This is a genomic window from Variovorax sp. V15 (genome assembly GCF_041154425.1).
Classification (GTDB): domain Bacteria; phylum Pseudomonadota; class Gammaproteobacteria; order Burkholderiales; family Burkholderiaceae_C; genus Variovorax; species Variovorax guangxiensis.
Genome location: NZ_AP028659.1, coordinates 5,399,119 through 5,412,661 on the forward strand (window position 1 = coordinate 5,399,119; position 13,543 = coordinate 5,412,661).

18 protein-coding genes are annotated in these 13,543 nt (G+C 66.9%); 3 read left to right on the forward strand and 15 right to left on the reverse strand.

Features of this window, described 5'->3' with window-relative positions; genetic code table 11:
- The first annotated feature begins 153 nt into the window (after positions 1 to 153).
- Positions 154 to 1,314, forward strand: a complete 1,161-nt coding sequence (locus ACAM57_RS25770; protein ID WP_369659434.1) for a trypsin-like peptidase domain-containing protein — start codon at positions 154 to 156, stop codon at positions 1,312 to 1,314.
- A gap of 158 nt (positions 1,315 to 1,472) precedes the next feature.
- Here the strand turns inward: ACAM57_RS25770 and tatC are convergent, their stop codons facing one another.
- From tatC to ACAM57_RS25815, 9 genes are all read right to left on the reverse strand, one after another.
- Positions 1,473 to 2,282: a twin-arginine translocase subunit TatC gene (gene tatC, locus ACAM57_RS25775; protein WP_184635118.1), complete on the reverse strand. Its 810-nt coding sequence runs from the start codon at positions 2,280 to 2,282 to the stop codon at positions 1,473 to 1,475.
- A 66-nt stretch (positions 2,283 to 2,348) separates the two neighbouring features.
- Entirely contained in the window at positions 2,349 to 2,810 is a 462-nt protein-coding gene (gene tatB, locus ACAM57_RS25780; RefSeq protein WP_019654392.1) for a Sec-independent protein translocase protein TatB, read from the reverse strand.
- A 16-nt stretch (positions 2,811 to 2,826) separates the two neighbouring features.
- The gene (gene tatA, locus ACAM57_RS25785; RefSeq protein WP_093196339.1) at positions 2,827 to 3,075 is read right to left on the reverse strand and encodes a Sec-independent protein translocase subunit TatA; all 249 of its coding nucleotides are present in this window, start codon (positions 3,073 to 3,075) and stop codon (positions 2,827 to 2,829) included.
- Between the two features lie 65 nt (positions 3,076 to 3,140).
- Complete coding sequence (locus tag ACAM57_RS25790) at positions 3,141 to 3,500, reverse strand: histidine triad nucleotide-binding protein (protein WP_369659435.1); 360 nt, start codon at positions 3,498 to 3,500, stop codon at positions 3,141 to 3,143.
- The gene (locus ACAM57_RS25795; RefSeq protein WP_126023017.1) at positions 3,490 to 3,879 is read right to left on the reverse strand and encodes a hypothetical protein; all 390 of its coding nucleotides are present in this window, start codon (positions 3,877 to 3,879) and stop codon (positions 3,490 to 3,492) included. Before ACAM57_RS25795 ends, ACAM57_RS25790 begins: the two co-directional genes overlap by 11 nt.
- 13 nt (positions 3,880 to 3,892) lie before the next feature.
- Positions 3,893 to 4,288: a phosphoribosyl-ATP diphosphatase gene (locus ACAM57_RS25800; protein ID WP_126023016.1), complete on the reverse strand. Its 396-nt coding sequence runs from the start codon at positions 4,286 to 4,288 to the stop codon at positions 3,893 to 3,895.
- Entirely contained in the window at positions 4,285 to 4,683 is a 399-nt protein-coding gene (gene hisI, locus ACAM57_RS25805; protein ID WP_184605003.1) for a phosphoribosyl-AMP cyclohydrolase, read from the reverse strand. Before hisI ends, ACAM57_RS25800 begins: the two co-directional genes overlap by 4 nt.
- Before the next feature lie 57 nt (positions 4,684 to 4,740).
- A complete protein-coding gene (gene hisF / locus ACAM57_RS25810; RefSeq protein ID WP_126023015.1) occupies positions 4,741 to 5,526 on the reverse strand; it encodes an imidazole glycerol phosphate synthase subunit HisF in 786 nt (261 codons plus the stop codon).
- A gap of 26 nt (positions 5,527 to 5,552) precedes the next feature.
- The gene (locus ACAM57_RS25815; RefSeq protein ID WP_369659436.1) at positions 5,553 to 6,386 is read right to left on the reverse strand and encodes a D-hexose-6-phosphate mutarotase; all 834 of its coding nucleotides are present in this window, start codon (positions 6,384 to 6,386) and stop codon (positions 5,553 to 5,555) included.
- 170 nt (positions 6,387 to 6,556) lie between these two features.
- On the opposite strand from ACAM57_RS25815, the gene ACAM57_RS25820 reads away from it, so the two are divergent.
- Positions 6,557 to 7,861 (forward strand): dicarboxylate/amino acid:cation symporter, encoded by a 1,305-nt coding sequence (locus ACAM57_RS25820; protein ID WP_184635111.1) that lies wholly within the window; start codon positions 6,557 to 6,559, stop codon positions 7,859 to 7,861.
- Positions 7,862 to 7,872: 11 nt separating this feature from the next.
- On the forward strand, positions 7,873 to 8,790 hold the full coding sequence (locus ACAM57_RS25825; protein WP_369659437.1) for an amino acid ABC transporter substrate-binding protein: 918 nt from the start codon (positions 7,873 to 7,875) through the stop codon (positions 8,788 to 8,790).
- 9 nt (positions 8,791 to 8,799) lie between these two features.
- Here ACAM57_RS25825 and ACAM57_RS25830 read toward each other — a convergent pair whose 3' ends face one another.
- From ACAM57_RS25830 to ACAM57_RS25855, 6 genes are all read right to left on the reverse strand, one after another.
- A complete protein-coding gene (locus ACAM57_RS25830) occupies positions 8,800 to 9,972 on the reverse strand; it encodes an AAA family ATPase (RefSeq protein ID WP_369659438.1) in 1,173 nt (390 codons plus the stop codon).
- Positions 9,973 to 9,991: 19 nt separating this feature from the next.
- On the reverse strand, positions 9,992 to 10,732 hold the full coding sequence (gene hisA, locus ACAM57_RS25835; protein WP_093299818.1) for a 1-(5-phosphoribosyl)-5-[(5-phosphoribosylamino)methylideneamino]imidazole-4-carboxamide isomerase: 741 nt from the start codon (positions 10,730 to 10,732) through the stop codon (positions 9,992 to 9,994).
- A 63-nt stretch (positions 10,733 to 10,795) separates the two neighbouring features.
- Positions 10,796 to 11,455, reverse strand: coding sequence for an imidazole glycerol phosphate synthase subunit HisH (gene hisH / locus ACAM57_RS25840; RefSeq protein ID WP_369659439.1), 660 nt, complete (start codon positions 11,453 to 11,455; stop codon positions 10,796 to 10,798).
- A gap of 19 nt (positions 11,456 to 11,474) precedes the next feature.
- On the reverse strand, positions 11,475 to 12,101 hold the full coding sequence (hisB, locus tag ACAM57_RS25845; protein ID WP_369659440.1) for an imidazoleglycerol-phosphate dehydratase HisB: 627 nt from the start codon (positions 12,099 to 12,101) through the stop codon (positions 11,475 to 11,477).
- A complete protein-coding gene (gene hisC / locus ACAM57_RS25850; protein WP_369659441.1) occupies positions 12,098 to 13,195 on the reverse strand; it encodes a histidinol-phosphate transaminase in 1,098 nt (365 codons plus the stop codon). The genes hisB and hisC overlap by 4 nt, the downstream gene beginning before the upstream one ends.
- Positions 13,192 to 13,542 carry a hypothetical protein gene (locus ACAM57_RS25855; RefSeq protein ID WP_126023007.1) on the reverse strand — a complete coding sequence of 117 codons (351 nt, stop codon included), beginning with the start codon at positions 13,540 to 13,542 and terminating at the stop codon, positions 13,192 to 13,194. Before ACAM57_RS25855 ends, hisC begins: the two co-directional genes overlap by 4 nt.
- Position 13,543: the final 1 nt, after the last annotated feature.

Here is a 13,543-nt window from a genome sequence, read left to right on the forward strand (position 1 = left end):
GACCCGTAATCGTAAGTGTTAACCCGGATTCACGTCCCCCGGCGGCCCGAATCTCGACCGGCCGGAGCGGGTTCTGGTCCGCCCGGTTGAGGGACAATTGACAACATTGCCGCGCTGCATGCGGTCTTCCAACGCCTTTTTCACCAATCTTTCATGAAACGCACCTGGCTGCTATTTGCCCAAGCCGTGACCGTCCTGCTGGCGGTCTACTTCGTCGTCGCGACGCTCAAGCCCGAGTGGATCAACAAGCGCGCGACCTCGCTGGGCGGGGTGGTCTCCATCGTCGAGGCGCCAGCGAGCAACCCGAACATCGCGGCGCCTGGCAGCCTGAGCGCGCCGGCCAAGAAGGCTTCTCCGGCGGTGGTGAGCATCAACACCAGCAAGGCCGCGCAGCGCCACCCGCGCAGCAACGACCCGTGGTTCCGCTTCTTCTTCGGCGACCAGGACGACCAGCCCCAGGTGGGCCTGGGCAGCGGCGTGATCGTGAGCCCGGACGGCTACATCCTCACCAACAACCACGTGGTGGAAGGCGCCGACGAGATCGAGGTGACGCTCAACGACAGCCGCCACACCCGCGGCAAGGTGATCGGCACCGACCCCGACACCGACCTGGCAGTGCTGAAGATCGAGCTCGACAAGCTGCCCGTGATCGTGCTGGGCGACTCCGACGGCCTGCAGGTCGGCGACCAGGTGCTGGCCATCGGCAACCCCTTCGGCGTGGGCCAGACCGTGACCAGCGGCATCGTGTCGGCGCTGGGCCGCAACCAGCTGGGCATCAACAACTTCGAGAACTTCATCCAGACCGACGCCGCCATCAACCCCGGCAACTCGGGCGGTGCACTGATCGACGTGAACGGGAACCTGCAGGGCATCAACACCGCGATCTACTCGCGCTCGGGCGGCAGCATGGGCATCGGCTTCGCCATTCCGGTGTCGATGGCCAAGATCGTGCTCGAGGGCATCGTCAAGGAAGGCCAGGTGCGCCGCGGCTGGATCGGCGTGGAGCCGAGCGACCTGTCGCCCGAACTGGCCGAGACCTTCGGCGTGAAGGCCGACGCGGGCGTGATCATCACCGGCGTGCTGCAGAACGGCCCCGCCGCCAAGGCAGGCATCCGCCCGGGCGACGTGATCACCTCGGTGGGCGAGAAGAAGACGGACAACGTGCAGGCCCTGCTGACCGCGGTAGCCGGCCTGAAGCCCGGCAGCACCTCGCGCTTCGCGCTGCAGCGCGGCAGCGACAAGATGGAACTGGACGTGACACCGGGCCTGCGGCCGAAGAGCCCGGTGCGGCAGGTGCCCAATCAACAGGAATAGGTTCACCCCCAGGCTTCGCGCACTTCGTGTCGCTGCGCCCCCCTTCCGAGGGGCAACACCAGCGGCCCGGCAAAGCCGGTTCCGCGGTGTTTCTGGATTTTCTTGGGGACGTTGACGGCCGCAGGGTGGGCTGAATGCTGCCGCCAGACCCCTGGAAACTAGCTGGAAGCCGAGTCGGCGCTCTGTTCTTCTTCGGGCTTCTTGCCGGTGCTGGCGAAGTACTTGGCCCCGATGATGCCCACCTCGTAAAGCAGGCACATCGGCACGGCCAGTGCCAGTTGCGAGACCACGTCGGGTGGCGTGAGCACCGCGGCCACGACGAACGCGACCACGATGAAGTAGCCGCGGAAGGAGCGCAGCTTCTCGATGGTCACCATCTCGAAACGCACCAGCAGCATGACGACGATCGGCACCTGGAACGCCACGCCGAAGGCGATGTAGAGCGACAGGATCGCCTCGACGTAGGAGGAAATGTCGGGTGTCGCCTGCACCGCGGCCGGCGCGAAGCGCTGAATGAAGCTGAACATCTTGTCCAGCACGAAGAGCTGCACGAAGGCGATGCCCGCATAGGCCAGCAGGCTGCCGAAGAAGATCAGCGGCAGCGCGAAACGCTTTTCATGACTGTAGAGGCCCGGCGCGATGAACATCCACGCCTGGTACATGAGCCAGGGCAGCGCCAGGAGCACGGCCGCCATCATCAGCACCTTGAGCGGCACGAAGAAGGGCGAGAACACGCCGATGGCGATCAGCTTCGCGTCGTGCGGCATGTGCGCCTTGATCGGCAGCGCGATCAGGTCGATCAGGCCGCCCGGGCCCGGCCAGATGGCCAGCAGGATGCCCGCGACCACGAGGCCGTAGACGCAGTAGAGCAGCCGGTCGCGAAGCTCGACCAGGTGCGCCACGAACGGCTGTTCGGTGCCCGCGAGCTCGTCTTCTTTGTCTTTGCTCTTGCTGTCGGAATCGGCCATTGGGAAGAAGAGGAGATAGCGTGACGCCGGCCGGCGCCCGGGAGCGCGGTAGTGGGAGCCCGGCCCTTAGTTGATCTTGTGCGGACGGAAGCGCGCGACGCGCGCCGCGCCCGAGAGCGCCTTGGTGCGCACGCCGTTGCGCGCCTTGTACCACTGCGGCGTGGCGCCCTGCTTCAGGCGCCAGTTCTTGCGGGGGTGCTTGTAAACCGGCGGCGGCGGCGGCTCGGGTTCGGCCAGCGCCGAGAGGGTTTCGCCCGAACCGCTGAACTGCTTCTCGAACTCGCTCGCGCCCGTGTGGATGCTGTGCTCGACGTCGCGCGCCGCATCCTCGACGGTGGTCTTCATCTTGCGGAGCTCGTCGAGCTCCATCGAGCGGTTGACTTCGGCCTTGACGTCGTTCACGTAGCGCTGCGCCTTGCCCAGCAGCGTGCCCACGGTGCGGGCCACGCGCGGCAGCTTTTCCGGGCCGATGACGATCAGCGCCACGACGCCGATCAGCGCCAGCTTCTCAATGCCGAGGTCGAGCACGTGCTGCTGCCCGTGCTCAGGACTTCTGACGCGCTTCGACGTCGATCGCCGACTTGTCGCTGTTGGCCGGCTGGCCGGTCACCTGCTGGGCGGGGGCCGAAGAGGCGGCCGGGGCATCGGAGGACGCGCCGTCCTTCATGCCGTCCTTGAAGCCCTTGACGGCGCCTCCAAGATCCGACCCCATGTTCCGCAGCTTCTTGGTGCCGAAGATCATGACCACGACGAGCAGCACGATCAGCCAGTGCCAGATAGAAAAAGAACCCATGGAGAACTCCTAAGAATGTGTCCGATTTTAGTCGGGCGGAATGTGACAGTTTGTCCTAATGCCCGTCAGCCGCGAAGCCATGGCCGGGGGCCACCCATGACATGGACATGGAGATGGTGAACCTCCTGCCCCCCCTCCGCGCCCGTGTTGACCACGACGCGGAAGCCCCCCTCCGGATAAGGCCTGCAGCCCTGCTCCAGGGCCAGCCTGGGCGCCAGGGTCATGATCTTGCCCATGAGCGCCGAATCCTCGGGCGTCAGCTGCGCCATCGAGGCGATGTGCTTCTTGGGCACCAGCATGAAATGCACCGGCGCCCAGGGCGCGATGTCGTGGAAGCCGAACAGGTCCTCGTCCTCGTAGACCTTGCGGGAGGGAATCTTGCCCTCGATGATTTTGCAGAAGACGCAGTTCGGATCAGATGACATCTTTGGGTTCCATGGGACGGCCGTCGTTCATCCGGATCATGCCTTTCACGATCCGGTAGAGGAACCACAGCGAGATCAGGCTCCAGGCAATCCAGCCCGGCACGAGAAACAGCAGCCAGAGCCACGAGGTGACGATGTACAGCAGCCCCGCCCAGAGCACCGAGCGGATGCGCCAGCTGAAATGCGAGGCCTGCCAGGTGCCCGCAGCGTCGTCGCGCTTGACGAAGTCGATCACCAGCGCGATCAGCAGGAGCAGCACGGAGGCCTGCGCCCCCGGCACGACGGCGCCGATGGCCACGATCAGGTGCAGGATGTAACTGACCCAGCCCCAGGTCTTGAGCGAGTCGTCGGGTTCCACGTTCACGATGTCGTTGGCCATGGCAGGTGTCCTTTCAATCGTTGGGGGCTTCGGCTTCCCGCGCCTTCACCTTGCGAAGCGCCTTTTCCTCGATGCCGCTGGTGCCCTCGCGGCGCTCCAGCTCGGCCGTGACGTCGGACGGGGAAAAACCGTAGTGCGCCAGCGCCACCATGGTGTGGAACCACAGGTCGGCCACTTCGTTCACTATTTTCGAGCGGTCGCCGCCGTGGTCGGCGTCCTTGGCGGCCATCACGACCTCGGTGGCCTCCTCGCCGATCTTCTTGAGGAAGGCGTCCGGCCCCTTGTGCAGCAGGCGCGCCACGTAGCTTTTCTCGGGGTCGCCGCCGCGTGCCGGCAGGCGGCTTTCGATGACCGCGGCCAGGCGGGCGAGCGCGTCGGAGGTGCTGTCGTTGTTCACTGTGGCCGTCACTTGTAGATCGATTCCGGGTCTTTCAAGACGGGCTCGACGGCCTTCCAGCCGCCGTTGTCGTACTTGTTGAAGAAGCAGCTGTGGCGGCCGGTGTGGCAGGCGATGCCGGGCTCGTGGCCGAGTTGGGTGACCTTGAGCAGCACCACGTCGCTGTCGCAGTCCAGGCGGATCTCGTGCACGGTCTGCACGTGGCCCGACTCCTCGCCCTTGAACCACAGCTTGTTGCGCGAGCGGCTGAAATACACCGCGCGGCCCAGCTCGGCGGTCTTCTCGAGCGCCTCGCGGTTCATCCAGGCGAACATCAGCACGTCGTTGCTGCCCTGTTCCTGCGCGATCACGGGCACCAGGCCGTTCGCGTCCCACTTCACTTCATCGAGCCAGTTCATGGACGGTATTGTCGGGGATGGCCAAAGACCCTCGAACAGGCGTCCGGCGGGCCTCGGCAGGGTCATTCAGCGGTCGATGCGCACGGGAATGCCCCGCGCTGCCATGCGGGCCTTGGCCTCGCCCACCGTGTGCTCGCCGTAGTGGAAGATGCTCGCGGCCAGCACCGCGTCGGCGCCGCCGGTCTGGATGCCGTCGGCCAGATCGTCCAGGCTGCCCACGCCGCCCGAGGCGATCACCGGCACGTTCACGGCGTTGCTCACCGCACGGGTCAGCTCCAGGTCGAAGCCGCTCTTGGTGCCGTCGCGGTCCATGCTGGTCAGGAGGATCTCGCCGGCGCCGCGGCGCGCCATCTCGGTGGCCCATTCGACGGCGTCCAGGCCGGTGTTCTTGCGCCCGCCGTGGCTGTACACGTCCCAGCCCGCGCCGCGCGTGGCGGCTTCCTCGGGGCTGCGGCGCTTGGCGTCGATGGCGACCACGATGCACTGCGAGCCGTATTTCTGCGACGCATCGCTGATCACCTGCGGATCGGCGATGGCGGCCGAGTTGAAGCTGGTCTTGTCGGCGCCCGCATTGAGCAGCCGGCGCACGTCGGCCACGGTGCGCACGCCGCCGCCCACGGTCAGTGGAATGAAGACCTGCGAGGCCACCGCCTCGATGATGGGCAGGATCAGGTCCCGGCCGTCGCTGGTGGCGGTGATGTCGAGGAAGGTGAGCTCGTCGGCGCCCTGCGCGTTGTAGCGCGCGGCGATCTCGACCGGATCGCCGGCGTCGCGCAGTTCGACGAAGTTGACGCCCTTGACGACACGGCCGCCGGTGACGTCGAGGCAGGGAATGATGCGTTTGGCAAGCATGGTGGGGTAAGGAACCGGTGGGGTGATCAGAGAACGCGCAGCTGTTGCCAGCCCAGCCATTGGGCGCCGGGCGCCAGCAGCACGGGCTCGTCGATGCGGGCCGCCTCGACGCAGAGCATGTGGCGCCAGCCGTCTTCGGGCATGTCGGCGAGTTTCGCACCGAGCGCGGCGCCGGGGTTCCAGACCACGGTTTCGGTGCAGGTGGGGCTTTGCGAGATTTCGAGGGCGCCGCCGGGTTGCGCCAAGCGTAGCGGCTGGGTGGGCGCGGCATAGACGCTGTCGAATTCGGCGTCGAAATGCAGCGACGCTGCCGTTTCGGCATGGCGCTCGTCGGTCAGCGAATCCCAGCGATCGGCGCCCTGCAGGCCTTCGAGGCGCGCCTGGGCGATGTCGTCGACGCGCAGATAGGTGTGCAGCGCGGCCGCGAAGGACCACGGCGACGCATCGGTGTTGACCAAAGCGAGCGCCGTTCGCAGCCCACCTGGGCTCAGGGTGGCATCCAGCCGTGCCTCGAAAGAGTGCGGCCAGAGCTTGCGCGTGGCCTCGTTGTCGCGCAGGGTCAGGCGCAGGGTCTGAGGGTCGTCGGAAGGGGCGTTTTCCCAAGGCAAATTGCGCATGAAGCCATGCTTGGGCAACATGCCGCGCTGGTTAAACTGAGGGCAGCAAATGGGTATGCCGCCGCGGATGGCTGCCTGCCCGTCGAACACCGCGCGAGGGCTCAGGTAGAGCCTTTCCACGGCGTCGGCCGTGGTCCACGAGAGCACATGGGCGCCATGCAGTGCGATGGTGACGGTACTTCCGTCGGCGCCCGTGGCGCGCATGGCGGGCTGGCCGCGGAACTCGATCAGGCTGGTTTCCATGTGAGGAATTGTAGGCAGCGCCCGTGCAGTGGCACGGAACTGGCATCCCGGGCCATTGCGCGCCCGGGGCCTTCTTGGATACCCTGTGGCGGCCTGCATCGGGAGACAAGGTGCAGGCCGGTCCCGCGCTCCCGGAAAAAACCACTCTCACACGACAAAAGGGGATACGAATGAAGAAGCTGCCGATGGCCGCATGGATCCTGATCGCGATGGTGCTGGGCATCATCGTCGGCTACATGATCTTCACCAGCTTTCCGGACAAGAAGGCCGCCAAGGAAATCGCGGACTACGTCTCCATCGTCTCGGACGTCTTCCTGCGCCTCATCAAGATGCTGATCGGCCCGCTGGTGTTCTCCACGCTGGTGGTGGGCATCGCGCACATGGGCGACGCCAAGTCGGTGGGCCGCGTGTTTGGCAAGGCCATCGGCTGGTTCCTCACCGCCTCGCTGATCTCGCTGGTCATCGGCCTGGTCATGGCCAACCTGCTCAAGCCCGGCGAGAACCTCGGCCTGCCGCTGCCGGACATCGGCGCCTCGGCCAACCTCGCCACCGCCAAGTTCACGCTCAAGGACTTCGTGAGCCACACGGTGCCCAAGTCCTTCGTCGAGGCCATGGCCAACAACGAGATCCTGCAGATCGTGGTGTTCTCGATGTTCTTCGGCGTGGCGCTGGCCTCGCTGGGCGACAAGGCGAAGACGCTGGTCGCCGCCATCGAGGAGCTCTCGCACGCGATGCTCAAGATCACGGGCTACGTGATGAAGCTCGCACCGCTGGCCGTGCTGGCCGCCATGGCCGCGACGGTGGCGGTCAACGGGCTGGGCATCCTGCTGAAGTTCGCGGTGTTCATGGGCGACTTCTACCTTGGCCTGTTCGTGCTGTGGAGCGTGCTGATCCTGGCGGGCTTCCTGTTCCTGGGCCCGCGCGTGCTCAAGCTGCTGGTGCTCATCAAGGAAGCCTTCCTGCTGTCCTTCGCCACGGCCAGTTCCGAGGCGGCCTATCCGAAGATCCTGCAGGCGCTCGACCGTTTCGGCGTGAAGCGCAAGATCTCCAGCTTCGTGATGCCGATGGGCTACTCGTTCAACCTCGACGGCTCGATGATGTACTGCACCTTCGCCGTGCTCTTCATCGCGCAGGCCTACAACATCCACATGCCGATCAGCACGCAGATCACGATGCTGCTGATCCTGATGCTCACCTCCAAGGGCATGGCCGGCGTGCCGCGCGCCTCGCTGGTGGTGATCGCCGCCACGCTGAACCACTTCGACATTCCCGAAGCCGGCCTGCTGCTGATCCTGGGCGTGGACACCTTCCTCGACATGGGCCGCTCGGCCACCAACGCGGTGGGCAACTCCATCGCCACGGCTGTGGTCGCCAAATGGGAAGGCGAGCTGCTCTCGGAGGCCGACGCCGAAGTCAACGCCAAGGCGCTCGACGAGGAAGCCAACGCCACCCTCGCCCACCCGGCGCACGCCTGAGCCGAAGCACCATGAAGCGCATCGGCACATTGCCATCCGCTTTCGCCGCGCTGCTGGCGGCCGTGGTTCTTGCTGCCGTACTGCCCGCCGCTCCCGCGCGGGCGCAGGAGCAGCTCACCGGCACGCTGGCCAAGGCCCGCGAAAGCGGCACCATCGCCATCGGCTACCGCGAGTCGTCGGTGCCGTTCTCCTACCTCAATGCGCGCGGCGAGCCCATCGGCTATTCGATCGAGCTGTGCCGCGCGCTGGTGACGGCCATCGAGGACGCGGTCAACAGGAGCCTCGCGATCAAGTGGGTGCCCGTCACCTCCGACTCGCGCATCGACGCGGTCGTGAACGGACAGGTCGACCTGGAGTGCGGCTCCACCACCAACAACCTCGAGCGCCAGAAACGCGTGAGCTTCTCGCCGACGATGTTCGTCTCGGGCACCAAGGTGCTGGTGAAGAAGGGCTCGCCGATCAAGTCCTTCCGCGACCTCGCCAACCGCAAGGTCGCGGTGACGGCCGGCACCACCAACGAGAAGACGCTGCGCGACCTGTCGCAGAAGTTCAAGCTGAACATCGACCTGCAGGTGGCGCGCGACCATGCCGAATCCTTCGGCCTCGTGAAGAGCGGCCAGGCCGACGCCTTCGCCACCGACGACGTGCTGCTCTACGGCCTGATCGCCAAGGATGCCGCGAAGGCCGACTACGAGGTGGTCGGCGACTTCCTCTCCTACGACCCTTACGGGATCATGTACCGCAAGGGCGATGCTCAGCTCAACAAGGTGGTCGTCGACACCTTCCAGGTGCTCGCGGAAGACGGCGAGATCGAGCGGCAGTACAAGCGCTGGTTCCTGCGCAAGCTACCCTCGGGCGAGAGCATCAACCTGCCGATGAGCGCGCAACTGGAAACCATCATCCAGACGATGTCGGTGAAGGCCGAATAGGCAGGTCCGCTATCTTGCAGGCCACTCCCATCGCGGGATCTCGCTCATGTCGAGATTCGCGATGCGGGTCTCGCCGAAGCGCTTTTCCAGCACCACCGGCTGCATGCCGTCGCTGTCGTCCAGCGCCGAGATGAGCCGCGCCGCGTGCGACACCACGATCACCTGCGACTGCCGCGCCGCCTGCGCGATGAGGCGCCCCAGCGCGGGCAGCAGGTCGGGATGCAGGCTGGTCTCGGGCTCGTTCAGCACCAGCAGCGCGGGCGGACGCGGCGTGAGCAGCGCCGCGATCCACAGCAGGTAGCGTAGCGTGCCGTCGGAGAGCTCGGCGGCCGTCAGCGGCCTCAGCAGGCCGTGCTGGTGCATCAGCGTCTCGAAGCGGTCGCCGTTGACGCGGATCTCGATGCCTGCGCCCGGAAAGGCGTCATCCACGGCGCGGTCCAGCGCCTCGTTGTCGCCGATCTCCCGGATGGTCTGCAGCGCGGCGGCCAGGTCGGCGCCGTCGTTGGCGAGCACCGGCGTGTAGGTGCCCAGCTGCGGCTGCCGCGCGGGCGCCTCGGCGTCCGAGCGGAAGTGGTCGTAGAAGCGCCAGGAGCGCATCTGCTCGCGCAGCGTGAGCATCTCGGGCGCGTCGCGCGGGTCGGCGTGCTCGGTCATCATGCTGGCAAAGGCCGGAATGGGCCGGCCGATGGCCTGCCAGCCCTTGCCCTCGCGCAGCCGCAGCGCGGCGCCCTTGCGGTCGACCAGCTGCGTGGAGGGCCGCAGCAGCGGGCCGCTCCAGATGGCCTCGTGCTTGATCTGCGGGTCGTGCGAGAACGCGGTGGAAGGAACGGGCGGCGGCAGGCCGATGTCGATGGCGTAGCCGAAGTCGTCGGCCTCGGCGCCGGCGAAGCCCAGCTTCAGCGCCACGGGCTCGCTGCGCGTGGTGCCCTGCACCGGCACCTCCCCGCGCAGCATCGCGGCCGAGAAGCGCTCGGGCCCTGCCCACAGCGTGGATGAGAGCCCGCCCTCTCGCACCAGCGAGCGGATCACGCCGCCGTTGGCGATGTCGGCCAGCAGGCGCATCGCGCGGTACACGCTCGACTTTCCGCTGCCGTTGGCCCCGGTCACGACCGTGAGCCGGCCCAGCGGCACGGTCAGCTGCCGCAGCGAACGGTAGTTGGCGATGGCGAGCGCGGAGAGCACGCGCTGCGCGGCGGGAGCGTCAGGCGGTCAGCTCGTCCGCGCGGGCTTGCGCGGCGGCGAAGTCGAGGTCGCCCGAGTAGATGGCGCGTCCGCAGATCACGCCCTCGACGCCGTCGGACTCGACGGCGCAGAGCTGGTCGATGTCGGCCATGTTCGACAGGCCGCCCGAGGCGATCACCGGGATGGTGAGCGCCTGCGCGAGCTTGACGGTGGCCTCGATGTTGATGCCCGAGAGCATGCCGTCGCGGCCGATGTCGGTGTAGATGATCGACTCGACGCCGTAGTCCTCGAACTTCTTGCCCAGGTCGGCCACCTCGTGGCCCGTGAGCTTGCTCCAGCCGTCGGTGGCGACCTTGCCGTCCTTGGCGTCCAGGCCCACGATGATGTGGCCGCCGAAGGCGCTGCAGGCGTCCTTCAGGAAGCCGGGGTTCTTGACCGCGGCGGTGCCGATGATCACGTAGCGCAGGCCGTCGTCGATGTAGCGCTCGATGGTGTCGAGGTCGCGGATGCCGCCGCCGAGCTGCACCGGGATGTCGTCGCCCACTTCCTTCAGGATCGCCTTGATCGCCGCGTGGTTCTGCGGCTTGCCGGCGAAGGCGCCGTTCAGGTCGACCAGGTGCAGCCGCCGCGCGCCGGCATCGACCCACTTTCGCGCCATGGCGGCGGGGTCTTCGCTGAAGATGGTGGACTGATCCATGTCGCCCTGCTTGAGGCGAACGCAGTGGCCGTCTTTGAGATCAATGGCGGGAATGAGGAGCATGGAAGTGACGCGAGTATGCGAATTCCGGGCTGTCAAAGCTTCGGCCCGGTCGGGAAAACAGGTTCAGGGGTTCCAGTGGAGGAAATTGCGATATAGCTGCAGCCCATGGTCCGCACTCTTCTCCGGGTGGAACTGGGTTGCAAAAATGTTATCGCGTGCAATGGCTGCGGTAAAGCTCGCGCCATATTCCGCCTCGCCCACACTGTGTTTGGGGTTTGCCGGGCGGGCATAGAAGCTGTGGACGAAATAGAAATAGCTGAGGTCGGGCACCCCGGCCCACACTGCATGCGGCTGGGCCTGGCGCACCTGGTTCCAGCCCATCTGCGGCACCTTGAAGCGGCTGCCGTCGGGCTGCAGGCGCCCGGCCAGGTCGAACTTGACCACCTCGCCGGAAATGAGGCCGAGGCCGTCGGTCGGGCCCTCGTCGCTGCGCGACAGCATCATCTGCATGCCCACGCACACGCCGAACAGCGGCTTGCTCGCCGCCGCCTCGAGCACCGATTCCTGCAGGCCCGAGTCGCGCAGCTCTCGCATGCAGTCGGGCATGGCGCCCTGCCCCGGCAGCACCACGCGGGTGGCCTTGCGGACCACGTCCGGGTCGGAGGTGACGAACACTTCCACGCCGATCTGGTCGGCCGCGTGGCGCACGGCCTGCGATACGGAGTGCAGGTTGCCCATGCCGTAGTCGACGACCGCGACGGTGTTGGCTGCTACAGATTTCATAGCTTTCAGGCCGCCGTCCTCAGAGCGAACCCTTGGTCGACGGGATCATTCCCGCCGAGCGCGGATCGAGCTCGAGCGCGCCGCGCATGGCGCGCGCGAAGGCCTTGAACACCGTCTCGCACTGGTGGTGCGCGTTGACGCCCTTGAGGTTGTCGATGTGCAGCGTGACGAAGGCGTGGTTCACGAAGCCCTGGAAGAACTCGTAGGTGAGCTGGCTGTCGAAGGCGCCGATCATTCCGCTGGTGAAGGGCACGTGCATCTCCAGGCCCGGGCGGCCCGAGAAGTCGATGACGACGCGGCTCAGGGCCTCGTCCAGCGGCACGTAGGCGTGGCCGTAGCGGCGGATGCCCTTCTTGTCGCCCACGGCCCTGGCCACCGCCTGGCCCAGCGTGATGCCGACGTCTTCCACCGTGTGGTGGCCGTCGATGTGCAGGTCGCCCTGGCAGTCGACCTCGAGGTCGATCAGCCCGTGGCGGGCGATCTGGTCGAGCATGTGGTCGAAGAAGCCGATGCCGGTGGAGAGCCTGGCCTTTCCGGTGCCGTCGAGGTTGACGCTGACGGTGATCTTCGTCTCGGCGGTGTTGCGGGTGACGGTCGCGGTGCGATCGGCAGCGCCCGTGGCGGCCGTGTTGGTGGGGGTGGTCATAGTGAGGCTTCGAGTGCCGCGAGCATCCGCGCATTCTCGTCGGCCGTTCCGACGGTGAGGCGCAGGCAGTTTGCGAGCAGATCGTGCATTTTAGAAACGTTCTTCACCAGCACGCCGTGGGCCTTCATGCCCTCGAAGGTCTTGGCGGCATCGGGTACGCGCAGCAGGATCATGTTGGCGTCGCTAGGCCAGGTCTTCACGCCGGGCAGGCGGCCGAGCCCCATCATCAGGCGCTCGCGCTCCTCGCGGATCTGCCGGGCCTGCGCCTCGAACACGTCGGCGTTCTCCAGGGCGAAGAGCGCGCACTCGCAGTTCAGGACGCTGATGTTGTAGGGGGGGCGCACCTTGTCGATCTGGGCGACCAGCGGGGCCGGGCCCATGAGGTAGCCCAGGCGGATGCCGGCCAGGCCGAACTTGCTGAGCGTGCGCATCAGCAGCACGTGGCCGTGCCTTGCCAGGCGGTCGATGTAGCTGCGCGCGGCGAAGGGTTGATAAGCCTCGTCGATCGCCACCAGGCCGCCCTGCGCGCCCTGGGCCTCGACGATGCGCTCCAGCACCGCGTCGTCCCAGAGGTTGGCCGTCGGGTTGTTCGGGTACGCGAGGTAGATGATGGCGGGCTTCTCGCGCTCGATGGCGGCCAGCATGGCGGCCTCGTCGAGTTCGAAGTCGGCCGTGAGCGGAACGCCGACGAAGCGCAGCCCCTGCAGCCTGGCGCTCATGGCGTACATGACGAAGCCGGGCACCGGCGCGAGCACCGTCGCGCCGGGCTTGTCGCAGGCGATGGCCAGCAGCGAGATCAGCTCGTCCGAGCCGTTGCCCAGCATCAGCTCGAAGCCCTCGGGCATCTGCGCATGCGCGGCCAGCGCGCGGCGCAGGTCGGCGCCGCGCTCGCCCGGGTAGCGGTTGAGCGCCAGTGCGCCCAGCCTCGCGCCGAGCTCGGCCTGCAGCGCGGGCGGCAGGCCGAAGGGGTTCTCCATGGCGTCGAGCTTGATGAAGCCGGTGGCGTCCTGCACCGCGTAGGCGTTCATGGACCGCACGTCCTCGCGGATGCGGTCGAGCGGAAGGCGGGCGGATTCGGAAGGAGCAGCGGTCATCGGGTGCAGCGGTAGCTGTTGCGGAGGGCGCCGGCCATGACCAGTTGCACTGGCATGTCGGCTTCGTAACTGTCGGCGTTGCGGCTCAGCTCCGTCTGGTAGAGCGAGCGCGCCATGGAAGGCTCGAGGCGGCGGCCCTCGATGCAGAAGATGGGCTTCTGCCCATTGCGCTGAGAAGCCTCGACGCCTTCGCGCAGCCCCTCGAGCACGCCGACGAGGTAATAGCTGGCGTAGGCCTTGCCATCTTTCTCGCCGGCTTCGAGCGTGCGCAGTTCGCGGATGCTCATGGCCTGCGCGCCGGTTGCGGCCGCCGCCAGCGCGAGCAGCAGGAAGGCGGCACGCTTCATG